We start from the raw sequence: 23,801 nt of genomic DNA, 5'->3' as shown, positions 1-23,801 counted from the left end.
CTGAGGGCTCATGGGACTTCCTTCCCGTACAGGCCACTTGCCACTCTAGTGATCCGGATCAAAAATAACCATTCAATTTTCATAAGTTGTACAGCCTCTGCTGTACCAGGACGCAAGAATGGTGCCGAGCATCACCCGACCATGGTTTGCCCACTGACGGATGTGCCCGGCCGCTGGGCGGGTTATACTGCCGCGCCGTTTTTGTGCCGGCCCCGCGTGCCCGGCCTGCCTCAAAAGATGTTTTCGACAGACCAGATGCAAAAAGGTCGCAAACACCTTACTCAAATGTTCCCGTCTTTATAGAGGAGCGCGACCCATGACCGTGATCAAGCAAGACGACCTGATACAGAGCGTTGCTGACGCCCTTCAGTTCATTTCCTACTACCACCCCGTGGATTTCATCCAGGCCATGCACGAGGCCTACCTGCGGGAAGAGTCGCCAGCCGCCCGTGACTCCATGGCGCAGATCCTGATCAACTCGCGCATGTGCGCCACCGGCCACCGGCCGATCTGCCAGGACACCGGTATCGTCACCGTGTTTGTCCGCGTCGGCATGGACGTGCGCTGGGATGGCGCCACCATGAGCCTGGACGACATGATCAACGAAGGTGTGCGTCGCGCCTACAACCTGCCGGACAACGTCCTGCGCGCCTCGATCCTGGCCGACCCGGCCGGCAGCCGCAAGAACACCAAGGACAACACCCCCGCGGTCATCCACTACTCCATCGTCCCGGGCAACACCGTGGAAGTGGACGTGGCGGCCAAGGGCGGTGGCTCCGAGAACAAGTCGAAGATGGCCATGCTCAACCCGTCCGACTCGATCGTCGACTGGGTGCTCAAGACCGTTCCGACCATGGGTGCCGGCTGGTGTCCGCCGGGCATGCTCGGCATCGGCATCGGCGGTACCGCCGAGAAGGCCGCGGTGATGGCCAAGGAAGTGTTGATGGAATCCATCGACATCCACGAACTCAAGGCCCGTGGCCCGCAGAACCGTATCGAGGAACTGCGTCTGGAGCTGTTCGAGAAGGTCAACCAGCTGGGCATCGGCGCCCAGGGCCTGGGCGGCCTGACCACCGTGCTCGACGTGAAGATCATGGACTACCCGACCCACGCCGCCTCCCTGCCGGTGTGCATGATCCCCAACTGTGCCGCCACCCGTCACGCGCACTTCGTGCTCGACGGTTCCGGCCCGGCCGCCCTGGAAGCGCCACCGCTGGACGCCTACCCGGAAATCGTCTGGGAAGCCGGCCCGTCGGCCCGCCGCGTCAACCTCGACACCCTGACCCCGGAAGAAGTGCAAAGCTGGAAACCGGGCGAAACCGTGCTGCTCAACGGCAAGATGCTCACCGGTCGCGACGCCGCGCACAAGCGCATGGTCGAAATGCTCAACAAGGGCGAAACCCTGCCGGTGGACCTCAAGGGGCGCTTCATCTACTACGTCGGCCCGGTTGACCCAGTGCGCGAGGAAGTCGTCGGCCCAGCCGGCCCGACCACCGCCACCCGCATGGACAAATTCACCCGCCAGATCCTCGAACAGACCGGCCTGCTGGGCATGATCGGCAAGTCCGAGCGTGGCCCCACCGCCATCGAGGCGATCAAGGAGCACAAGGCCGTCTACCTGATGGCTGTCGGTGGCGCCGCCTACCTGGTGGCCCAGGCGATCAAGAAATCCAGGGTCGTCGCCTTTGCCGAGCTGGGCATGGAAGCGATCTATGAGTTCGAGGTCAAGGACATGCCGGTGACCGTCGCCGTCGATGCCAAGGGCGAGTCGGTGCACATCACCGGCCCGGCGATCTGGCAGAAGAAGATCAGCGACAGCCTGGCGGTGGAAGTGCAGTAAGCGCTTTCGCCACAGGTGCGGTGGTAACTGCGAAGACGGCCCGGTTGATCCGGGCCGTTTTTTTGCCCGGAAGAACCTCAGCCGGCCACCTGCACAACCGCCTGCATCTGCTCGCGCAGCCACTTCAGCGCCTGATCCCCTTCCCGACGCTGATGCCAGACGAAGATGAAATCGAACGCCGGAATCTCGAACGGTGGCGGCAACACCACCAGCCGCCGCTGATCGATCGCCCGCAGGTTGCGCGAGGCCACGGTCAGGATCAGGTCCGTCCCGGCGATCAGTCCCGGCGCCACGCTCCAGTGCGGCAGGCTGATCGCCACCCGGCGCCGCTGGTGGATCGCACTCAGCGCCCGTTCGATTTCCGCGGTGCCGCTGCCACGCATTTCCAGCAACACATGGGGCCGTGCCAGATACGCCTGAAGCCCCAGCCCCTCCTCACCCGCCAGGCTCTCCCGATCCACCAGGCAGGCATAGCGCTCGCGAAACAGATGGACACTGCGCAGTTGCGGCGACAGGTCCGGAAAGACGCCCGCCGCCGCATCGATATCGCCATTGAGCAGCAACTCCAGCATGCCTTCGCGACTGGCCTGGGTGATCTGCAGGTCGATACCCGGCGCCTGGCTGCGCAGGATCGGCACCAGCCCCGGCAACAGCATCGCCGCCCCATAGTCCGACATTGCCAGACGAAAGGTACGACGGGCCGAGGCCGCGTCGAACCCCGGCGGCGCCAGCAGGTCCCGCACCCGCTCCAAGGTCTCGCGCAGCGGCTGGGCCAACTCCAGCGCCCGTGCCGTCGGCACCAGCGTGCCACCGACCCGCACCAGCAATGGGTCACCGAGCAGGTCGCGCAAGCGAGCCAGGGCATGACTGACCGCCGGCTGGCTCAGGTACAGGCGTTGCGCGGCTCGGGTGACATGCTGCTCGGCCAGCAGCGCGTCGAGAATCACCAGCAGGTTGAGATCGATACGACGAAGATCATTCATTTCATGCATGGCTTGAATGTTTTCTTAGAATTTAAATTTTTCTCAGGAATAGCCTAGCATCCTGTCTCGAAAACAAGCGCCTGATCCTGGCGAAATCTGTTGGAGAACGAACATGAACAGCTTGAGTGGAATCGGACTGCTGGCCCTGGCCGCGATCGCTGGCGCGGTCGTGCCCTTTCAGAGTGCGATCAACGCCAATCTGGGGCGCGGCCTCGGCCATCCGTTGTGGGCGACCCTGGCCTCGTTGCTGGTCAGCCTGGTGGTGCTGCTGCCGGTGATGCTCGCCCTGCGCCTGCCCTTGCCGAACCTGGCCTTCGCCGGCAAGGCACCGGCCTGGGTGTGGCTCGGTGGCGTGTTCGGCGTATGTTTCGTGGCCCTGGCGGTGTTGCTGGTGCCGCGCCTGGGAGCCGGCGGTTTCGTGGCCCTGGCGCTGGCCGGGCAGGTGATCGCCTCGCTGCTCTTGGACCATTTCGGCCTGTTCGGACTGGCGGCGCGTCCTATCGACGGGGTCCGCCTGGTCGGCGCCCTGCTGCTGATCGCCGGTGTGCTGACGGTGCAGTTCGGCCCGGGCATCGTCACTGGCACGGCGGCCAGCGCACGGCTTTGAAGCGCTTTCACGGGCGAGCCCGCTCCCACAGGGAAACCGTGCAGCTTCGACACAGCCGGCCCTGCGAGGGAGCGGGTTTGCTCGCGAACAGGCGCTACCGGCTAGAACGCATTCCGGAAGATCTCCTCGATCTGCCGCTGGTCCGCCGGGCGCGGATTGGTCAGGCCACAGGCATCCTTGAGCGCATTGGCCGCCAGCACCGGAATATCCGGCAGCTTGGCCCCCAGCTCGCGCAGACCGGCCGGAATCTCCACATCCCCGGCCAGGCAACGTATCGCCGCGATGGCCGCCTGGGCGCCCTCCTCCGGACTCAGGCCGGCGACCTCGGTACCCAGCGCCCTGGCCACATCGCTCAGTCGCTGCGGGCAGACCGAAGCGTTGAAGGCCTGCACATGGGGCAGCAGCACCGCGTTGCACACGCCATGGGGCAAGTCATAGAAACCACCCAACTGATGCGCCATGGCATGCACATACCCCAGGGAGGCATTGTTGAAGGCCATGCCCGCGAGGAACTGCGCATAGGCCATGTTCTCCCGAGCCTTCAGATCGGTACCATCGCGCACCGCCAGGCGCAGGTTGGCGCTGATCAGCTCGATGGCCTTGATCGCGCAGGCATCGGTGATCGGCGTTGCCGCCGTCGACACGTAGGCCTCGACCGCATGGGTCAGCGCATCCATGCCGGTTGCCGCCGTCAGCCCCCTGGGCATGGCGACCATCAGCGCCGGGTCGTTGACCGACAGCAGCGGCGTGACATTGCGATCGACGATGGCCATTTTCACGTGCCGCGCCTCATCGGTAATGATGCAGAAACGGGTCATCTCGCTGGCCGTGCCGGCCGTGGTATTGATCGCCACCAGCGGCAACTGCGGCTTGGCCGAGCGATCGACACCTTCGTAGTCACGGATATGTCCGCCGTTGGTGGCGCACAGGGCAATGCCCTTGGCGCAGTCATGGGGCGAACCACCGCCCAGCGACACCACGAAATCGCACTTGCCGTCCTTGAGTGCGGCCAGGCCCTGCTCGACGTTGGCGATGCTCGGGTTGGGCTTGGCTCCGTCGAAGACCAGCGAGTCGATATCACGCAGCGCCAGCGCCTCGGCGATCCGTGCCGCCACGCCGGCCTTCGCCAGCCCGGCATCGGTCACGATCAACGCCTTGCGAAAGCCATGGTTGCGGATGGCGTCCATGGCCTCGTCCAGGCAATCGATGCCCATGATGTTCACGGCCGGAATGAAAAATGTGCTGCTCATGACGAACCCTCTTGGCGTTGACCGGGGCTGCCTGCCCCGCGATGACCACAGCATCGGCCGCCTGCCCCGGCCGGTTGTTGATCTGGCTCAACGCCGGGTCGTGATAAAGTCGCCGTCTGTCCACCTTTTGCCTTGAGACGACGAATAGCGACTATGGAATTCCAGGAATTTGATGCCGAACTTGAAGACTGGAACGCCGTGCGTGCCGAAACACCGTTCACCGGGCTGTTGATCGGCAACGGTGCGAGCCTGGCGGTGTGGCCGGGCTTTTCCTACGACTCGTTGTTCGAGAACGCCCAGCGCACGAAGAATCGCCCGCTGGGGTTGAGCGAACTGGCCGTATTCAAGACCCTGGAAACCAGCAATTTCGAACGGGTGCTCAGCGCACTGAAGAACACCATCCAGGTCAACGCCGCCCTGTCCATCAGCTCATCGTCACCGCGCAACCGCTACTTCGCGATCAAGGAGGCGTTGATCCATGCCGTGCGCGGCGCGCACATTCCCTGGAAGCTGGTGCGCCCCGAGAGCCTGGCACGGATCAACGCCGAACTGGGCAATTACCGCACGCTCTACTCCACCAACTACGACCTGCTCAACTACTGGGCGATCATGCAGGCACCGCTGCCGTTCAAGGACCTGTTCTGGAACGATGAGGCGACGTTCGACCTGGGCAACACCGAGACCCAGGGCACCCGCATCCTGTATCTGCACGGCGGCCTGCACCTGGTGAAGAACATCGACGGCAGCACGCGCAAGTTGCTGTCCTCGGAAAGCACCCTGCTCGGCAGCTTCGCGGTCAACGCCCTGGGCGACGTGCCGCTGTTCGTCAGCGAAGGCAACGCCGAGGACAAGCTCAAGGCGATCCGCAACTCCGACTACCTGTCGTACTGCTACGGTCAGCTGTGCCAGCACCAGGGCGCCCTGTGCATCTTCGGTCACAGTCTCGGCGAACAGGACCGGCACATCGTCCAGGCCGTGCACGACGCCGGCATCAAGACCCTGGCGATCTCGATCTACCCGCGCAGCAAGGCCTTCATCCAGCACCAGAAGCGCCACTATGCGAAGCTGTTCGTCGGCCATGCGGTGAATCTGCGCTTCTTCGACGCCAAGAGCCATCCGCTGGGTGATCCGGAACTGCTGGTCACGCCCGAGAATTGAAGTCAGGGCTTGCGCCGGCTCGCGGACAAGACCTGCCCTTAGGGGAGCGGCGTCACCTCAATCCGCCAGGGGCCACGCAATTTCCTGTAAGGACCGAGCTGTTCGCGAATGCCCCTCAGGCCGAAGAGGCATTTCATTTCAGACGAGACAAATGGCAATAATTCTCGATATCATTCACAACTTCCAGCCCTGCCATCTGAAGTCGTGAAGGTACCCCATGTCGCGTCCCAAGCCCGACCCGCTGTCGGCTGAAACCTTTCGCGGGTTCTATGCGGACATTCTGCATTTCCTGCGCAAACGCACGGACAATGCCAGCGACGCGGCAGACATGACCCAGGACGTCTTCACCCAGTGGCTGGACTACGACCGGCAGGCCAAGGTCGAGCAGCCGCGGGCCTTCCTGTTCCAGATGGCACGCAACCTGCTGCGTGATCACTGGCGCAAGCAGAAGGTCCGTCAGGCGGTACACAGTGAACAGACCGCCTCGGAGCAGGAACCCGTGGCCGACGAGCGCAACGACCCGCTGGCCGCCGCGCAACGCCTGCAGCGGCTCGAGCAATTGAAAGAGGTGCTCGCCGAGCTCTCGCCTCGGCGTCGAGAAGCCCTTATGCTTGCCCGTTTCGAGGGCCTGAGCCAGGCCCGGATCGCTGAACGCATGGGGATTTCCGTCAGCATGGTGGAAAAACATATCGCCTTTGCCTTGCTGCATTGCAAGCAGCGTCTGGAACAGGCCCCTGGCAAGGAGCAGCCGGAATGACCCGTGCCACCGATATCGAGTTCGATGAAAACAGCATCGATGCCCAGGCCGCCAGTTGGTTCGCCCGCAATCGTGCCGAGCGCACCCCGGGTACCGACAAAGACTTCGCGCAATGGCGGACCGACCCGGCCCACGCCAAGGCCTATGCCGAATTCGAGGCCCTGTGGGCCGACCTCGCCGAACTCCAGCAACTGAACAGGCCGGTGCCCCTGGCCACCCGCCACCGGAGTCGCTGGCGCCCGGCCCTGGCCGCGGCGGCCGCGCTGGTCTGTGCGCTGCTGACCACCCAGCTCGGCGCCCCCAACAGTGCCTACCGGCACCAGGTCGCCGCCCATGCCGAGGGCACCCGCACCCTGAAACTGCCGGACGGCAGCACCCTGTACGTGAACGCCAACACGCGCCTGCGCATCAACTTCCGCAGCCTGCAGCGCGACATCTACCTCGATCAGGGCCAGCTCTACCTGGAGGTCGCCGCCGACAAGGAACGCCCACTCTGGGTGCACGCCGGCAACGCACGGGTGCGCGTGGTCGGCACCGCGTTCGATGTGCGGCGTGGGCAGAAACAACTGGTGGTCAGCGTCGCCCACGGCCAGGTCGCCTTCGAGCCGGAAGGCGATCCGGGCAACGCGACCCTGCTCGAAGCCCGCCAGCGCGGGACCTACGATTACGCCAAGGGCACCGTGCAGCAACAGGCGGTGAGTGCCGAGGAAGTCGCCGACTGGCGTAGCGGCCATCTGACCTTTCGCAACCGCGAACTGCTCAGCCTGGTCGACGAGTTGAACCTCTACCGCAGCAAGCCGGTGCAACTGGCCGACGGGCCGCTGGCTCACTTCAAGGTGTCCGGCAGCCTCGACGCCCGAGACCCGGATGCCCTGCTCAACGCCCTGCCGGCGTTGATCCCGGTCCGGACCGTGGCACTGGACGACGGCCAGGTGCGGATCGAGAGCCGCAGATAGATATTCATGAGAATATTTTTCATTCGCAGGTGAGGTATTTTTTCACTGCCGCGTCTTCCTCCCCGATTGCGTTCTGAACGAACGCCTTTTTGGCCTTTGGCCACGTCGGGGGATTCCATGTTTCGCGCTGCTCACGAGCTGTTCCATCGCTGTTCCCGCCCAACCCTGGTCGTCGCCTGCCTGGTGGCCAGCCTTCAGGTCCAGGCAGCCGACAAGGTTGCCATGAGCCTGCCAGCGCAGTCGCTGGCGACCTCTCTCAGCCAGGTGGCGCAGAAAACCCAGATCCAGTTGCTGTTCGACGAGGACCAGTTGCACGGTATCCCGGCACGAGCGCTGGAAGGCCAGTTCACCGCACTGGAAGCCATCGGCCTGCTGCTCAAGGGTGGCGACTTCAAGCTGATCAAGGTCGGCAGCACTTTCGTGATCCGCGGGACCGATGCCGACCCGGCCCCCGAAAAGAGCGCCATCCAACTGGGCGCGATGAGCATTCTCGGCGACGGCCAGGAAGTCGACTCCAGCAGCGTCGGCCGTTCGACCCTGACCAGGAACGATATCGAGCGCGCCCAACCGAGCAACATTCCCTCTCTGCTCTCGACGCTGCCCGGTATCAGCATGGGCGGCTCGATGAAACCGGGTGGCCAGACCATCAACATCTGGGGCCTGGGCGATGCCGAGGACGTGCCGCTGACCGTCGACGGTGCGACCAAGAGCAGCTTCGAGCGCTACCAGCAGGGCACCATCTTCATCGAGCCGGAACTGATCAAGAGCATCGAGGTGGAAAAGGGCCCGCACTCGCCCGAAACCGGCAACGGCGGTTTTGGCGGCACCGTACACATGGAAACCAAGGATGCTCCCGACCTGCTGGAAGACGGCCGCAACAGCGGCGCCATGGTCAAGTACAGCTACGCCAGCAACAACCATGAACAGACCTATAGCGGCGCGACCTATGGCCGTACCGATGACGGCAAGATCGACGGCCTGGTGTTCCTGACCCAGCGTGACGGTGGCGACATGAAGCTGGCCGAAGCCCCGCCCAACCCCAACAACCAGTATCCGGTCAATCCCAAGCGCATCCCCAACACCGCCCAGGACCTGGATGCGATGTTGCTCAAGTTGAACCTGAATCTCACCGACGAGCAGAGTCTCAAGCTGTCCTATTCGCGCTCCAACAGCGAGCGCTGGACACCGTTCTCCGCCCAGAGCTACCCGACGCCACCCACCGCCTCGAACATTCGCCTGTATGGTTACGAAGGTGCGTTGAAGCGCATGCTGGCCAATCGTGAAACCATCGACACCACCTGGTCGGGCAAGTACGAATACAAGCCACTGGACAACCCGCTGGTGGACCTGAAGATCAAGTACTCCGAATCCAACACCGACCAGACCGACGAACGCAACGCCACCGCCTTCTTCAGCCTGGCCACCGGCGGGCGCAAGATGGACACCGATTACAGGGACCGCGAACTGGAGATCAAGAACACCAGCCTGTTCGATACCGGTTCCCTGCAGCACGCGCTGACGGTCGGCACGCAGATCCGCAAGCACGCCCGCGAAACCGAAATGTGGATGCCGGGCAACACCTACAATACCGCCCGCTACAACTACGGTCACTTCCAGCCGGGTTTCATGCCCCACGGCAAGGTCGACGCCAATGCCTTCTTCATCGAGGACGCCGTGACCCTGGGCGACTTCACCCTGACCCCATCGCTGCGCTACGACCACGTGCGCAACCGTGGCGAGGCCAACGACGCGCCGTACTACTCCAACCCCGATCCGGCCATCGGCCACGACTACAGTGATCGCACCTACACTGGCTGGTCGCCACGCCTGGCAGCCTTCTGGCGGGTGACGCCGACCCAGGGGTTGTACGCCAACTACAGCAAGACCTGGCGGGCCCCGGTGATCGACGAGCAATACGAAGTCCAGGGGCTGGGCAGCCGCACCGCCACCAGTGTCGACCTCGACCCGGAACGCATCACCGCGCTGCGTTTCGGCAGCATCAGCAACTTCTCCAAGCTGCTCACCGACAACGACGACCTGATGGTCCGCACCACCTTCCTGCACAACCGCATCGAGGACGAAATCTTCAAGGCCACCGGCGTGGGCTGCGAAAACCAGGCGATCAATGGGGGCACCATCAGCACCGCCTGCCCGCCGGGCCCGATGTCCAACTACCGCAACGTCGGCGGCACCACCATCAAGGGCTTCGAAGTCGAGAGTTTCTACGACTCCAGCTACCTGTTCGGTCAACTGTCCTATAGCTACCTGACCGGCAAGCGCGACAACCCGTACACCAACCCCTGGGGGCCATCGGTCTGGGCACGGGACATTCCACCGGCCAAGTGGGTGGTGCTGCTCGGCACCAAGATCCCGAGCCTGGATGCCCGCGTCGGCTGGCAGGGCGTCTACGTGCGCAAGACCGACCGGGTGCCCAGCGACAAGTACAGCAGTGGCCCGGGCACCAGTGTCGGCGATGCCTTCTACGACCAGTACGAGAACGACAGCTACGTGGTGCAGAGCCTGTTCGCCCAGTGGAAACCGCAGCAGCGCCACCTGAAGGGCACGGAAGTGAACCTGACGGTGGATAACCTGATGAACCGCAACTACCGCCCGGAGCTGAGCGGCGACCGCGCCTACAGCGTGGGACGCAACCTCAAGGTCAGCCTGACGCGCTACTTCTGACCCTCGTCTGACTTGGTGAAGGCAGCTTGCCTGTGCGATTGCTCCCACATAACGCCAATGGGGCCAGCCATGGCCCCCTCAACCGGCGTTCGCCCGCACCACGCTCAACTCGCGGACCTGGGCCCGTTTCTGGCTCAGGTAGCGAGTACAGCCGACCCGCAGGAACGAGGCGAAATTCACCACCTCGCCACGATAGTCCATCACCTCCTCATACAGGCGGGTAATCATCTGGTTGGTGGTCACGCCCTCGCCCTCGGCCATCTCGCTGAGGATGTCCCAGAACTGGTTTTCCAGGCGCAGGGTGGTCACCACGCCACCGATACGCAGTGAGCGGGACCGCGACTCATAGAGAATCGGATCGGCTTTGACATAGAGTTCGCACATCGGCGCTGCCTCGCTTACAGGGTGATCTGGGTGCCCAGCAGGCCGAGGAATGCCGCCAGCCAGCTCGGATGCGCCGGCCAGGCCGGAGCGGTGGCGAGGTTGCCCTGGACATGGGCCTGGCTGACCGCGATGTCGACGTAATGACCGCCAGCCAGGCGCACTTCCGGGGCACAGGCCGGATAGGCACTGCACTCGCGGCCCTCAAGGATACCCGCCGCCGCCAGCAATTGCGCGCCGTGGCACACCGCGGCGATCGGTTTGCCGGCCTGATCGAAGGCCTGCACCAACTGCAGCACCCTGCCGTTCAGGCGCAGGTATTCCGGGGCACGGCCACCGGGAATCAGCAGCCCGTCATAATCGGCGGCATCGACCTGGGCGAAATCGAAGTTCAGCGCGAACAGGTGGCCGGGTTTCTCGCTGTAGGTCTGGTCGCCCTCGAAATCATGGATCGCGGTGCGCACGGTCTGGCCGGCGGTCTTGTCCGGGCACACGGCATGCACCTGGTGACCGACCATCTGCAGCGCCTGGAACGGCACCATCACTTCGTAGTCTTCGACATAATCGCCAACCAGCATCAGGATCTTTTTCGCGGCCATGGGGTGAACTCCTCGGGGTGAACGCTTGAGCGGACAAGAGTAGTCAAGGTAGCCCCTGGGCACCCGGACGGGTAATCACCGGCTACTACGTACCGCCGAACTGTACGGACAACTCTGTGCCTATCTGTAGCAGCCGCCACTGCGGGCTTTATGGCTGAATGAACACCCGTTCTCCACCCTACTGCTCGGTTCGTCCCTATGTCCTCCCGTGAAAACACCGGCATGCTGCTCGGCCTGCTGGGCGTCGTGATCTTCAGCCTGACCCTGCCCTTCACCCGTATCGTGGTGCAGGAAATCAACCCGCTGCTCAACGGCCTCGGCCGAGCACTGGTGGCGGCGGTCCCGGCGGCGGCGCTGTTGTTGTGGCGACGCGAGAAATGGCCGACCTGGAGCCAGTTCAAGGGTTTATGGCTGGTGATCGCCGGGGTGATCCTCGGCTTCCCGGTGCTCTCGGCCTGGGCCATGCAGAGCCTGCCGGCCTCCCACGGCGCCCTGGTCAACGGCCTGCAGCCACTGTGCGTGGCGTTGTACGCGGCGTGGCTGTCCCACGAGCGGCCCTCGAAAGCCTTCTGGGCCTGCGCGGCCCTGGGCAGTGCGCTGGTACTCGGTTATGCCCTGCTCAGCGGCGCCGGCAGCATCCAGGCCGGCGACCTGCTGATGCTCGGCGCCATCGCCGTCGGCGGCCTCGGTTATGCCGAGGGCGGCCGCCTGGCCCGGGAAATGGGTGGCTGGCAGGTGATCTGCTGGGCGCTGGTGCTGTCGGTGCCGGTGCTGATCGGCCCGGTGCTGTACCTGGCCTGGCAACACCAGGGCGCAGTTTCCACCCGGACCTGGTGGGCCTTCGGCTACGTGGCGATGTTCTCGCAGTTCTTCGGGTTCTTCGCCTGGTACGCCGGGCTGGCCCTGGGCGGCATCGCCCGGGTCAGCCAGATCCAGTTGCTGCAGATCTTCTTCACCATCGCCTTTTCGGCGCTGTTCTTCGGCGAGCATGTCGAACCGGTGACCTGGTTGTTCGCCGCCGGGGTGATCGTCACGGTGATGCTGGGCCGCAAGGCCGGGGTGCGCCCGGCGCAACCGGGCCAGTTGCCGCCCGGGGTTCAGCTCAAGTAGCCATCGCCGCGCAGCAGGGTTTCCAGGCAGTGCTCCTGGATGGCATAGAAGGCCTTGAGCTCGTCGATCTTCGCCAGCAGCCGGGCCGGGTCCTGGGGCTCGGCGCGCTTGACCGCGAGGATCATCTTGTTCTTGTTGGTGTGCTCCAGGGAGATGAACTCGAAGACCTTGGTCTCGTAGCCACAGGCTTCCAGAAACAGCGCCCGCAGGCTGTCGGTGACCATTTCCGCCTGCTGGCCCAGGTGCAGGCCGTATTGCAGCATCGGCTTGAGCAACGCCGGGCTCTGGATCTGCTGGCGGATCTGCTTGTGGCAGCACGGCGAACACATGATGATCGCCGCCCCGGAGCGGATGCCGGTATGGATCGCGTAGTCGGTGGCGATATCGCAGGCGTGCAGGGCGATCATCACGTCCAGCTCGCTCGGTGCCACGCTGCGCACGTCACCGCACTTGAACACCAGGCCCGGATGCTCCAGGCGCGCGGCGGCCGCATTGCACAGGGTCACCATGTCCTCGCGCAACTCGACGCCTGTCACCTGCGCCTCGGCCTGCCGGGTGTTGCACAGGTAATCGTGGATGGCGAAGGTCAGGTAGCCCTTGCCCGAACCGAAGTCCGCCACCCGCACCGGCCGGTCGAGCTGGATCGGTGAGCTGCCCAGGGCATGGGAGAACACCTCGATGAACTTGTTGATCTGCTTCCACTTGCGCGACATCGCCGGGATCAACTCATGCTGGCGGTTGGTCACGCCCAGGTCGGTGAGGAACGGCCGGTTCAGTTCCAGGTAGCGATTCTTCTCGCGATTGTGTTCGGCCGAGGGCACTTCCCGCTCCTGTTGCGCCTTGCCCCTGAACAGCGTGCTCTTGCCCTTCTTGCTGTATTCGAGCTGGATCTCGTCGGTCAGTGAGAGCAAGTGGGCGTTCTTGAACGACGCCGGCAGCAGCGCCGCGATGTTCGCCACGCCCTCGGCCACGGGAAAATTCTTGGTGATGTCGCGGGTTTTGTAGCGGTAGACGAAGGACAGGCAGGGCTGGTCCTTGACCGTCAGTTGCTTGATGATCAGCCGCTGCAGGTCCGCCTCGGCACCGACATGCCTGGCCAGCACCAGCTTGATGAAGGCATTCTGCGCCAGGCTGGTTTCGAGCAGTTCGATGAATCGGGCATGGTGGTCCGGCACGGACTGGGCGGGTTTTGCAGTGACTGACATGTAGGAAAGCGCCTCGGGCGTGCAGGAATCGGATCAGGGAGTGCCGGGCATTGTATCAGCCCAGCACCACCAGGCGGTTCGGCAACTCGTTGCGCGCCTGGGTCAATGGCACGTGGGTGACCAGCAGCTTGCCGCAGTCCTCGATGCAGGAGACGAAGCCCTGCAGGGTCTGTCCCTGCCTGACCCGCTCGGTGAACGCCTTGACGATCGGCTCCCAGACACTGTTGTCCAGGCGCCGGGCGATACCCTCGTCCACCAGGATCTCCACATAGCGCTCGGCCTCGCTGACGAAGATCAGCACGCCGGTACCACCAACCGTGTGGTGCAGGTTCTGTTCGAGAAACTGCCGCCGCGCCAGCCCCGAGGCGCGCCAGTGTCGCACCGAACGTGGAATCAGCCGGCTGGTGACCGACGGAATGCGAAACAGCAGGCACAACAGGATGAAGCTGCTCCACTGCACGGCCAACAGGGTGTGGCTGTTCAGCCAACCGAAGAAGAAGTTGATCACGCCCGGCACCAGCAGCGCCAGCAGGCTGGCCCAGAGCAGGGGGATATAGGCGTAGTCGTCGGCGCGACGGGCCAGTACCGTCACCAGTTCCGCATCGGTCTGGCGCTCCACCCGCGCGATCGCTTCGGCGACCTGGCGCTGTTCGTATTCACTGAGTAAGGCCATGGTTGTGCTGCTCTCTCGTTATTATGGTTTACCAACTGCCCGACGATCCGCCGCCGCCAAAACTGCCACCGCCACCGCTGAAACCTCCACCGGAACGGCTGCCACCACCGCCGCCCAGGCCTCCCGAGCCACCGCCCCTGGGGCCGTAGCCCATCAGTTGCATGACGCCGCAGAACAGCACGAACAGCACGCACAGGAAAGCGACCAGCAAGGGATGCCGTGAGCCGAAATCACCCTGCGGTTCAGCCGGCTCCCGAACCTTGCCGCCGAGGGTATCGAGCATCGCCTCGACCCCGGAGCGGATACCGCTGGAGACATGGCCACGCTTGAACTGCGGCACGATCAACTGGTTGATGATCAGCGCGGCACGGGCATCGGTCAGGCGCTCCTCGAGGCCATACCCCACCTCGATACGGACCTTGCGCTCGTCGCGGGCGACGATCAGCAGGGCACCGTTGTTGCGGTCCTTCTGGCCAATGCCCCAGTGCCGGCCCAACTGGTAGCCGTACTCCTCGATGGTCGCGCCTTGCAGGTCCGGCAGGGTCACCACCACGATCTGCTCGCCGGTGGCCTTTTCATGGGCCTGCAGTTCCCGGGTCAATGCCTCGGCCACCGGCGCCTCGATCATGCCGGCGTTGTCCACCACCCGCCCGGTCAGTTCGGGGAACCGCAACTCGGCCCTGGCCGTCAGGGCCAGCATGCAGAGCAACAGCCACACGGCGCTCTTGAATATGCGCATGTCTACCTCATCCGTGATGACCCGAGCGGTCAGAACTTCACTTGCGGCGCCTTGTCGGCGTCCTGGCTGGTCGCCTCGAAGTTCGGCCGCAGCGGCAGGTCGCTGTACATCAGGCTATGCCAGAGGCGACCGGGGAAGGTACGGATCTCGGTATTGTACTTCTCCACGCTGAGAATGAAGTCGCGCCGGGCCACGCTGATGCGGTTCTCCGTACCCTCGAGCTGCGACTGCAGGGCGAGGAAATTCTGGTTCGACTTGAGGTCCGGATAACGCTCCGACACCACCATCAACCGGCTGAGCGCGCCGGTCAACTGGCCCTGGGCCTCCTGGTACTGCCTGAGCTTCTCGGGGTTGTCCAGGGTACTGGCATCGACCTGCACCGAGGTCGCCCGCGCGCGGGCCTCGACCACGGCGGTCAGGGTGTCCTGTTCCTGCCTGGCGTAGCCCTTGACGGTTTCCACCAGGTTCGGGATCAGGTCCGCTCGCCGCTGGTACTGGTTCTGTACCTGGGCCCACTTGGCCTTCACCTGCTCGTCGTAGGTGGGGATGTTGTTGATGCCGCAGCCCGCCAGCACGCTGGCCAGCAGGGCCAGGACGGCGATTCTCCAGCGCGAACGCAAACCTTGGTGTGCCTGCATGCTCGAAACGCTCCTTGAAACGATAGAAAGGGACAGAGACCAAGGCCTCATGCCTTCGTGATCGGGACATAATCCGCCCCGACACTGGAATGTATGAAGCCAATCAGCTAAAAGATGCCCAGCGCGAAAAACAGTTCAGCAGTGTGCTGGATTTATTGGCACGACAATAGCCGCTCCCTATAACGAAACAGCCCGGCCGGTGCTCAACGAGCAGTCGCCGGACCGGGCTCCCGAGATGATCATTCATGAAGAAGCTGTGTTTGCTGGGCCTTGCTGTCGGCCTGGCCAGTCTCCCTGTCGCGGCGGACAGCAAGACCGCCCCCATCGAAAACAAGGACGCCTTCATCGCCAACCTGATGAAGCAGATGACCCTCGAGGAAAAGATCGGGCAGTTGCGCCTGATCAGCATCGGCCCGGAAATGCCCCGCGAACTGATCCGCAAGGAAATCGCCGCGGGCAACATCGGCGGTACCTTCAACTCGATTTCCCGCCCGGAAAACCGTCCGATGCAGGACGCGGCCATGCGCAGCCGGCTGAAGATCCCGATGTTCTTCGCCTATGACGTGATCCACGGCCACCGGACCATCTTCCCGATCAGCCTGGGCCTGGCCTCCAGCTGGGACATGGACGCCATCGGCCGCTCCGGACGCATCGCCGCCCAGGAGGCCAGCGCCGACAGCCTCGACATCACCTTCGCGCCGATGGTCGACATCTCTCGCGACCCGCGCTGGGGCCGCACCTCCGAAGGCTTCGGCGAAGACACCTATCTGGTCTCGCGCATCGCCAAGGTAATGGTCCAGGCCTACCAGGGCAAGAGCCCGAGCCTGCCGGACAGCATCATGGCCAGCGTCAAGCACTTCGCCCTGTACGGCGCGGTGGAAGGCGGCCGCGACTACAACGTGGTCGACATGAGCCCGGTGAAGATGTACCAGACCTACCTGCCGCCCTACCGCGCCGCCATCGACGCCGGTGCAGGGGGGGTGATGGTCGCGCTGAACTCGGTCAACGGGGTGCCCGCCACCTCCAACACCTGGCTGATGCAGGACCTGCTGCGCAAGGACTGGGGCTTCAAGGGCCTGGCGGTCAGCGACCACGGGGCGATTTTCGAACTGCTCAAGCATGGCGTCGCCAAGGACGGTCGCGAGGCGGCCAAGCTGGCAATCAAGGCCGGCATCGACATGAGCATGAACGACTCGCTGTACGGCAAGGAGCTGCCGGGGCTGATCAAGTCCGGCGAAGTGCCGCAGAGCGACCTGGACAATGCCGTGCGTGAAGTGCTCGGCGCCAAGTACGACATGGGCCTGTTCAAGGATCCGTACCTGCGGATCGGCAAGGCCGAGGACGACCCGGCCGACACCAACGCCGAAAGCCGCCTGCACCGCGCCGAAGCCCGCGACGTGGCCAAGCGCAGCCTGGTACTGCTCAAGAACGAGAAGCAGACCCTGCCCCTGCAAAAATCGGCGAAGATCGCCGTGGTCGGCCCGCTGGCCAAGGCACCGATCGACATGATGGGCAGTTGGGCCGCCGCCGGCCAGCCCGCGCAGTCGGTTACCCTGTTCGACGGCATGAGCCGTGCCCTGGGCGACAAGGGCCAACTGGTCTACGCCCGTGGCTCGAACATCACCACCGACAAGAAGATCGTCGACTACCTGAACTTCCTCAACTTCGATGCACCGGAAGTGGTCGACGACCCTCGTCCCGAGCAACAGTTGATCGACGAGGCGGTCCAGGCCGCGAAGCAGGCGGACGTGGTGGTCGCGGCGGTGGGCGAGTCGCGCGGCATGTCCCACGAGTCGTCGAGCCGTACCGACCTGAACATCCCCGAGACCCAGCGCAAGCTGATCGCCGCCCTCAAGGCCACCGGCAAGCCGCTGGTGCTGGTATTGATGAACGGCCGTCCGCTGACCATCGGCCAGGAACAGGACCAGGCCGACGCCGTGCTGGAAACCTGGTTCAGCGGGACCGAAGGCGGCAACGCCATCGCCGACGTGCTGTTCGGCGACTACAATCCGTCGGGCAAGCTGCCGATCACGTTCCCGCGTTCGGTCGGCCAGGTACCGATGTACTACAACCACCTGACCATCGGCCGACCGTTCACGCCGGGCAAGCCGGGCAACTACACCTCGCAGTACTTCGACGAGGAAAACACCCCGCTGTATCCGTTCGGCTACGGCCTGAGCTACACCGAGTTCAGCCTGAGCAACATGGCCCTGTCCTCGACCACGCTGAACAAGAGCGGCAAGCTCGACGCCAGCATCACCGTGCGCAACACAGGCAAGCGTGATGGCGAGACCGTGGTGCAGTTGTACATCCAGGACGTGGCCGGCTCGATGATCCGTCCGGTCAAGGAACTGAAGAACTTCCAGAAGGTGCTGCTCAAGGCCGGTGAAGAGAAGGTCATTCACTTCACCATCGACGAGAACGACCTGAAGTTCTACAACACCCAGCTCCAGTACGTCGCCGAGCCGGGCAAGTTCAACGTGCAGATTGGCCTGGATTCCCGGGACGTGACGCAACAGAGCTTCGAACTGCTGTAACCCCTCCTTGTAGGAGACAGTCGGGCGGCGCTCCGCTTGATGATAGTGCCCACGCTCAGCGTGGGCACGCAGCCCGTGACGCTCTGCGTCACAAGAGCGGACGCCGAGCGTCCAGAGAGGCATTCCCACGCAGAGCGTGGGAACGATCGGCAAGTCAGCGTTGGTCTGGACGGGCATGTTATCTTTCCTGCCCTCTCTCCAAGCCTGTCGTTGCCCGCATGCCGCCGATCCCCCGCTCCCTGCGTCTGCTGCTCCATACCCTGCTGATTCTCGCCGGCACCGTGCTGGCCGCCGGCTGGGCCATGCACCGGGCCACGCAGCAGGCATTACTGGATGACGCGCTCCGCGGCCACGATCAACTGGCGCTGTACGCCAACTCCCTGCATACCCTGATCGAGCGCTACCGCGCCCTGCCGGCCGTGATCGCCCTGGACCCGGAACTGCGCGCGGCCCTCAACGGGCCGATCAGCCCGCAACAGCAGGATGCGCTCAACCGCAAGCTGGAACGCCTGAACGGTGCCGCCCACTCCTCGACCCTGCACCTGCTCGATCGCAACGGCCTGTCGGTGGCCGCCAGCAACTGGCGCCTGCCCAGCAGCTATGTCGGCCACTACTACGGCTTTCGTCCCTACTTCAACCAGACCCGTAGCGAAGGCAGCGGGCACTTCTACGCGGTCGGGGTGACCAGCGGGATTCCCGGCTACTTCCTCTCCAGCGCAGTGCTCAACGACAACGGCGAGTTCATCGGCGCCATGGTGGTCAAGCTGGAGTTTCCCGAGCTCGAACGCGAGTGGGGCAAGGGCAGCGATATCCTGCTGGTCAGCGACGCCCGCGACATCGTGTTCATCGCCAACCAGCCGGACTGGCGCTACCGACTGCTGCGCCCGTTGTCGGACAGCGACCGCAGTGAAATCGGCCGCACCCGCCAGTACGACAAGCAGCCCCTGAGTACCATCGAGCACCGGACCCTGCGGGTGTTCGACAGCCACAGCTATCTGAGCCGGGTGGCCACACCCGAAGGCAGTGCCGACCTGCTCTGGGAATCGCTGCCGCTGGACACCGAGCAATGGACCCTGCACCTGCTGCGCAAGCCGCAACCGGCCACCGAGGAACGGCGCAACGCCGGCCTCGCCGGTGCCGGCCTATGGCTGACCCTGGTGTTTCTCGTCCTGTTTCTCAGCCAGCGCTGGCGTCTGGCCCGCCTGCGCCAGCGCAGCCGCGCGGAGCTGGAACGGCTGGTGGAGGAGCGCACCCGCGCTCTGCGCACCGCCCAGGATGGCCTGGTACAGTCAGCCAAGCTGGCGGCGCTGGGACAGATGTCCGCCGCCCTGGCCCATGAAATAAACCAGCCGCTGACCGCCCAGCGCATGCAACTGGCGACCCTGCGCCTGCTGCTCGACCACGGCCGGCTCGACGCCGCGCGCGAAGCGCTGGCGCCACTGGAGCAGATGCTGACCCGGATGGCCGCCCTCACCGGCCACCTCAAGACCTACGCCCGACAAAGCCCCAGCGGCCTGCGCGAGCCGCTGGACCTGGCCGGCGTGGTCGACCAGGCGCTGCAACTGCTCGATCCGCGCCTGCGTGAGGACAACGTCAGCATCGTCCTGCACCTGACCCGGCCGGCCAGGGTCCGCGGCGATGCGATCCGTCTCGAACAGGTGCTGATCAACCTGCTGCGCAACGCCCTCGACGCCATGCACGGCAAGCCGCTCAAGCGCCTGGAGATCCGTATCGAGGCCGACCAGCAACTGTGGTTGTTGACGGTGGCCGACAGTGGCGGTGGAATTGCCGAGGAACACCTGACCAAAGTCTTCGATCCGTTCTTCACCACCAAGCCGGTCGGCGAAGGGCTCGGCCTGGGACTTGCGGTTTCCTATGCGATCGTCCATGAACAGGGCGGCCGCCTGAGCGTCGTCAACCGGCACGACGGCGCCTGCTTCACCCTGGCCCTGCCGATCGCCCTGGAGGTCTGCGAACCATGTTGAACTCGGTAATCGTGGTCGATGACGAAGCCAGCATCCGCACGGCCGTGGAACAGTGGCTGAGCCTGTCGGGTTTCTCGGTCCAACTGTTCAGCCGGGCCGAGGAGTGCCTGGGACAACTGCCGGCGCACTTTCCCGGGGTGATCATCAGCGACGTGCGCATGCCCGGCCTCAGCGGCCTGGAATTGCTGGCGCGGGTGCGTGCCCTCGACCCCGACCTGCCGGTGATCCTGTTGACCGGCCACGGCGACGTACCGATGGCGGTCGAGGCGATGCGGGACGGTGCCTACGACTTCCTGGAAAAACCCTTCAGCCCCGAAGCCCTGCTCGGCAGTCTCGGCCGTGCTCTGGAGAAACGCCGACTGGTGCTGGAAAACCGCCTCCTGCACGAACAGGCCGACAGTCGCTCGCGCCTCGACGCCTGCCTCTTGGGCGTCTCCCGCAGCCTGCAGACCCTGCGCCGACAGGTGCTGGAACTGGCGCCGCTACCGGTCAACGTGCTGATCCGCGGCGAAACCGGCAGCGGCAAGGAGCTGGTCGCCCGCTGCCTGCACGACTTCGGGCCGCGCTCGGCCAAGCCGTTCGTGGCCCTCAACTGCGCGGCGATCCCCGAGCCGTTGTTCGAAGCCGAATTGTTCGGCCATGAGAGCGGTGCCTTCACCGGTGCGCAGGGCAAGCGGATCGGCAAGCTGGAGTATGCCCATGGCGGCACCCTGTTTCTCGACGAGATCGAGAGCATGCCGCTGGCCCAGCAGGTCAAGCTGTTGCGGGTGTTGCAGGAACAGAAGCTCGAACGCCTGGGCTCCAACCAGAGCATCCCCGTCGACCTGCGCATCGTTGCCGCGACCAAGCCCGACCTGCTGGAAGAAGCCCGGGCCGGACGTTTTCGCGAAGACCTGGCGTATCGGCTGACCGTGGCCGAACTGCGTCTGCCGCCATTACGCGACCGGCGCGAGGATATCCCGCTGCTGTTCGAACACTTTGCCCAGAACGCGGCCGAACGCCTGGGGCGTAGCACGACCCCACCGAGCGGGTCGCAACTGGGCCGGTTGTTGAGTCATGACTGGCCGGGCAACGTACGGGAGCTGGCCAATGCCGCCGAACGTTCGGTGCTCGGCCTGGGCGAGCCGGAGCCGATCACTCTTGAGCCGGGCCAGTCCCTGGCGGCCCAGCAGGAGGCCTTCGAAGCGCAATGCCTGCGCTCGGCCCTGACCCGGCACAGGGGCGACGTCAAGGCGGTGCTCGAAGAACTGCAACTGCCGCGGCGCACCTTCAACGAGAAGATGCAGCGCCACGGGCTGACGCGCGAAGATTTCCTGCGGGACGACTGACCACGTCTCCCCCGTGGCGAGCGGGCTTGCCCGCGTTCGACTGCAAGGCAGTCGCAGCATCATGATCCCGGCCAAGTCTGATACACCGCAATTGCAGGCTTCAGGGCCGCTTCGCGACCCAGCGCGGGCAAGCCCGCTCGCCACAGGGTGCGCCCCGAAGTCCACAACGACATCGGCGGATTTCCGCTCATCGTTCACTCCCGCACAAGCGGATTTCCGCTCACAAAATCCTTGAGCCCTCTCTAGATCGGCACTTTCAGCCCTGGCACGGCTCCTGCTATGCCCCCTGCAGGCTGCGTTCACGCGCGCTCCACAAAAACAATGACTCGTAAGGTTCCCTAGATGGATAACTCCACTACCCTGCCCCTGGGGTCGGCGGCCGTGCCGACACAAGAAAGAACCACCGCCAGCCGTCTGAAATCGATTTTCAGCGGCTCGGTCGGCAATATGGTCGAGTGGTACGACTGGTACGTCTACGCCGCTTTCTCGCTGTATTTCGCCAAGGTCTTCTTCCCCAAGGGGGATACCACCGCTCAACTGCTCAACACCGCCGCGATTTTTGCCGTGGGCTTCCTGATGCGCCCGCTTGGCGGCTGGCTGATGGGCCTGTACGCCGACCGCAAGGGGCGCAAGGCGGCACTGATGGCCTCGGTCCTGCTGATGTGCGCAGGCTCGCTGATCATCGCCCTGACGCCCGGCTATGAAACCATCGGCGTCGGCGCCCCGATCCTGCTGGTGGTGGCCCGCCTGATGCAGGGGCTGTCGGTCGGAGGCGAATACGGCACCTCCGCCACCTACCTCAGCGAGATGGCGACCCGGGAACGTCGTGGCTTCTACTCCAGCTTCCAGTACGTGACGCTGATCTCCGGCCAGCTCATCGCCTTGGCGGTGCTGATCGTGCTGCAACAGATCCTCAGCGTCGAACAGTTGCAGGACTGGGGCTGGCGGATTCCGTTCGGCATCGGCGCGCTCTGCGCGGTGATCGCGCTCTACCTGCGGCGCGGCATGGAAGAAACCGAATCGTTCGTGAAGAAGAAGGAAAAGCCGAAAGAGAGCCTGATGCGCACATTGCTGCGTCATCCCAAGGAACTGCTGACCGTGGTCGGCCTGACCATGGGCGGCACCCTGGCGTTCTACACCTACACCACCTACATGCAGAAGTACCTGGTGAACACCGTCGGCATGAGCATCGCCGACTCCACCACCATCTCGGCGGCCACCCTGTTCCTGTTCATGTGCCTGCAACCGGTGGTAGGCGCGCTGTCGGACAAGGTCGGGCGGCGGCCGATCCTGATCGCCTTCGGGATTCTCGGCACGCTCTGCACCGTACCGATCCTCAGCACACTGCACACCATCCAGACATGGTGGGGCGCGTTCTTCCTGATCATGGCGGCGCTGATCATCGTCAGCGGCTACACCTCGATCAACGCCGTGGTGAAGGCCGAGCTGTTCCCGACTGAAATCCGTGCCCTGGGTGTGGGCCTGCCCTACGCGCTGACCGTGTCGATCTTCGGCGGTACCGCCGAGTACATCGCGCTGTGGTTCAAGAGCATCGGCATGGAGACCGGCTACTACTGGTACGTGACCGCCTGCATCGCGGTGTCGCTGCTGGTGTACGTCACCATGAAGGACACCCGCAAGCACTCGCGGATCGAGACCGACTGATCACCCCTTCTGCCGGTTCCCGATTGCGGGACCGGCATTGCTCTTGAGTGGGAGCCGGCTTGCTGGCGATTGCGGTGCGCCAGTCGATGTAAATGCCGACTGATACACCGCTATCGCCAGCAAGCCGGCTCCTACAGAGCCCTTCTGCATTTCGTGCAAGCCCGGAATTAATAGCGACTTAATTCCCCTACTCCATCCTGACCCTACACCCAATCGATTTGCGTACCTGCCCTCGGGCATCCGGTGACCGCCATTTGATCGCGCCGCACAATACATCGAATTATACGATTAATTTAAGCGCTTATTTGCGCTTTTTAATCGAATAAACGAGCGTAGTATGACTTCCACACCCACTGAACAAAACGAACACCCGACTGGAGCAACGACCATGAAAACCAAACTGATCCTCGCCCTGACTCTTTCCGTACTGGCCGCCAACACCTACGTTGCCGATGGTTCCAGCCACACTCCAGGTGCCTATCGCGTCGCTGCCGACGGTTACGACAAAACCCCTGGTGCCAACGCTATCGCCGCTGACGGCTACGACAAGACACCTGGCGCCAACGCTATCGCTGCCGACGGCTACGACAAGACACCTGGCGCCAACGCTATCGCTGCCGACGGCTACGACAAGACACCTGGCGCCAACGCTGTCGCCGCTGACGGCTACGACAAGACACCTGGTGCCAACGCTATCGCCGCTGACGG

The 23,801-nt window shown here is 64.1% G+C and carries 20 protein-coding genes; 12 read left to right on the top strand and 8 right to left on the bottom strand.

The genetic code is table 11. The features are described 5' to 3' along the window. Positions 1–316: 316 nt before the first annotated feature. Positions 317–1,840, top strand: coding sequence for a fumarate hydratase (locus K675_RS0123935; protein ID WP_017906005.1), 1,524 nt, complete (start codon positions 317–319; stop codon positions 1,838–1,840). Positions 1,841–1,917: 77 nt separating this feature from the next. Here the strand turns inward: K675_RS0123935 and K675_RS0123930 are convergent, their stop codons facing one another. Then, positions 1,918–2,832, bottom strand: a complete 915-nt coding sequence (locus K675_RS0123930; RefSeq protein ID WP_017906004.1) for a LysR family transcriptional regulator — start codon at positions 2,830–2,832, stop codon at positions 1,918–1,920. Between the two features lie 103 nt (positions 2,833–2,935). On the opposite strand from K675_RS0123930, the gene K675_RS0123925 reads away from it, so the two are divergent. Further along, complete coding sequence (locus tag K675_RS0123925) at positions 2,936–3,430, top strand: DMT family transporter (protein WP_017906003.1); 495 nt, start codon at positions 2,936–2,938, stop codon at positions 3,428–3,430. Positions 3,431–3,531: 101 nt separating this feature from the next. On the opposite strand, the gene yiaY is transcribed toward K675_RS0123925, so the two are convergent. Then, the gene (gene yiaY, locus K675_RS0123920) at positions 3,532–4,680 is read right to left on the bottom strand and encodes an L-threonine dehydrogenase (protein WP_017906002.1); all 1,149 of its coding nucleotides are present in this window, start codon (positions 4,678–4,680) and stop codon (positions 3,532–3,534) included. Between the two features lie 153 nt (positions 4,681–4,833). Here yiaY and K675_RS0123915 point away from each other — a divergent pair, with 153 nt between their 5' ends. The 4 genes from K675_RS0123915 (at position 4,834) to K675_RS0123900 (ending at position 10,233) form a co-directional block, all read left to right on the top strand. Further along, the gene (locus tag K675_RS0123915) at positions 4,834–5,838 is read left to right on the top strand and encodes a DUF4917 family protein (protein ID WP_017906001.1); all 1,005 of its coding nucleotides are present in this window, start codon (positions 4,834–4,836) and stop codon (positions 5,836–5,838) included. 217 nt (positions 5,839–6,055) lie between these two features. Then, positions 6,056–6,595 (top strand): RNA polymerase sigma factor, encoded by a 540-nt coding sequence (locus K675_RS0123910; RefSeq protein WP_017906000.1) that lies wholly within the window; start codon positions 6,056–6,058, stop codon positions 6,593–6,595. Next, positions 6,592–7,551 carry a FecR family protein gene (locus tag K675_RS0123905; RefSeq protein WP_017905999.1) on the top strand — a complete coding sequence of 320 codons (960 nt, stop codon included), beginning with the start codon at positions 6,592–6,594 and terminating at the stop codon, positions 7,549–7,551. The genes K675_RS0123910 and K675_RS0123905 overlap by 4 nt, the downstream gene beginning before the upstream one ends. 117 nt (positions 7,552–7,668) lie before the next feature. Beyond that, positions 7,669–10,233: a TonB-dependent receptor gene (locus K675_RS0123900; RefSeq protein WP_017905998.1), complete on the top strand. Its 2,565-nt coding sequence runs from the start codon at positions 7,669–7,671 to the stop codon at positions 10,231–10,233. Between the two features lie 78 nt (positions 10,234–10,311). On the opposite strand, the gene K675_RS0123895 is transcribed toward K675_RS0123900, so the two are convergent. Together K675_RS0123895 and K675_RS0123890 are read right to left on the bottom strand one after the other, a co-directional pair. Further along, entirely contained in the window at positions 10,312–10,617 is a 306-nt protein-coding gene (locus K675_RS0123895; RefSeq protein ID WP_017905997.1) for a ribbon-helix-helix domain-containing protein, read from the bottom strand. Between the two features lie 14 nt (positions 10,618–10,631). After that, on the bottom strand, positions 10,632–11,213 hold the full coding sequence (locus tag K675_RS0123890; RefSeq protein ID WP_017905996.1) for a DJ-1/PfpI family protein: 582 nt from the start codon (positions 11,211–11,213) through the stop codon (positions 10,632–10,634). 198 nt (positions 11,214–11,411) lie between these two features. Between K675_RS0123890 and K675_RS0123885 the strand changes: the two genes are divergently transcribed. Next, positions 11,412–12,323: a DMT family transporter gene (locus K675_RS0123885; RefSeq protein WP_026145493.1), complete on the top strand. Its 912-nt coding sequence runs from the start codon at positions 11,412–11,414 to the stop codon at positions 12,321–12,323. On the opposite strand, the gene K675_RS0123880 is transcribed toward K675_RS0123885, so the two are convergent. From K675_RS0123880 to K675_RS0123865, 4 genes are read right to left on the bottom strand one after another with little or no spacing between them, the layout of a single operon-like run. Continuing rightward, positions 12,311–13,528: a class I SAM-dependent methyltransferase gene (locus K675_RS0123880; protein WP_017905994.1), complete on the bottom strand. Its 1,218-nt coding sequence runs from the start codon at positions 13,526–13,528 to the stop codon at positions 12,311–12,313. The two genes, K675_RS0123885 and K675_RS0123880, sit on opposite strands and share 13 nt — an antisense overlap. Before the next feature lie 55 nt (positions 13,529–13,583). Beyond that, complete coding sequence (locus K675_RS0123875) at positions 13,584–14,201, bottom strand: TPM domain-containing protein (RefSeq protein ID WP_017905993.1); 618 nt, start codon at positions 14,199–14,201, stop codon at positions 13,584–13,586. A gap of 28 nt (positions 14,202–14,229) precedes the next feature. Continuing rightward, entirely contained in the window at positions 14,230–14,940 is a 711-nt protein-coding gene (locus K675_RS0123870; RefSeq protein WP_017905992.1) for a TPM domain-containing protein, read from the bottom strand. Positions 14,941–14,969: 29 nt separating this feature from the next. Next, entirely contained in the window at positions 14,970–15,578 is a 609-nt protein-coding gene (locus K675_RS0123865) for a LemA family protein (protein WP_017905991.1), read from the bottom strand. Between the two features lie 245 nt (positions 15,579–15,823). On the opposite strand from K675_RS0123865, the gene bglX reads away from it, so the two are divergent. The 5 genes from bglX to K675_RS0123840 all read left to right on the top strand — a co-directional run. Further along, the gene (gene bglX, locus K675_RS0123860) at positions 15,824–18,115 is read left to right on the top strand and encodes a beta-glucosidase BglX (protein WP_017905990.1); all 2,292 of its coding nucleotides are present in this window, start codon (positions 15,824–15,826) and stop codon (positions 18,113–18,115) included. A 218-nt stretch (positions 18,116–18,333) separates the two neighbouring features. Beyond that, positions 18,334–20,100: a sensor histidine kinase gene (locus K675_RS0123855; protein WP_017905989.1), complete on the top strand. Its 1,767-nt coding sequence runs from the start codon at positions 18,334–18,336 to the stop codon at positions 20,098–20,100. Next, positions 20,094–21,428: a sigma-54-dependent transcriptional regulator gene (locus K675_RS0123850; RefSeq protein WP_017905988.1), complete on the top strand. Its 1,335-nt coding sequence runs from the start codon at positions 20,094–20,096 to the stop codon at positions 21,426–21,428. The genes K675_RS0123855 and K675_RS0123850 overlap by 7 nt, the downstream gene beginning before the upstream one ends. Before the next feature lie 342 nt (positions 21,429–21,770). After that, positions 21,771–23,093, top strand: a complete 1,323-nt coding sequence (locus tag K675_RS0123845) for an MFS transporter (RefSeq protein ID WP_017905987.1) — start codon at positions 21,771–21,773, stop codon at positions 23,091–23,093. A gap of 388 nt (positions 23,094–23,481) precedes the next feature. Beyond that, the coding region (locus tag K675_RS0123840; protein WP_017905986.1) for a hypothetical protein at positions 23,482–23,801 on the top strand (320 nt) is incomplete at its 3' end.

It is taken from the genome of Pseudomonas fuscovaginae SE-1 (assembly GCF_000364705.1).
Classification (GTDB): Bacteria; Pseudomonadota; Gammaproteobacteria; order Pseudomonadales; family Pseudomonadaceae; genus Aquipseudomonas; species Aquipseudomonas fuscovaginae_A.
Note: the sequence above shows the minus strand (reverse complement) of the source record. Positions and strands in the feature narration are given on the sequence as shown.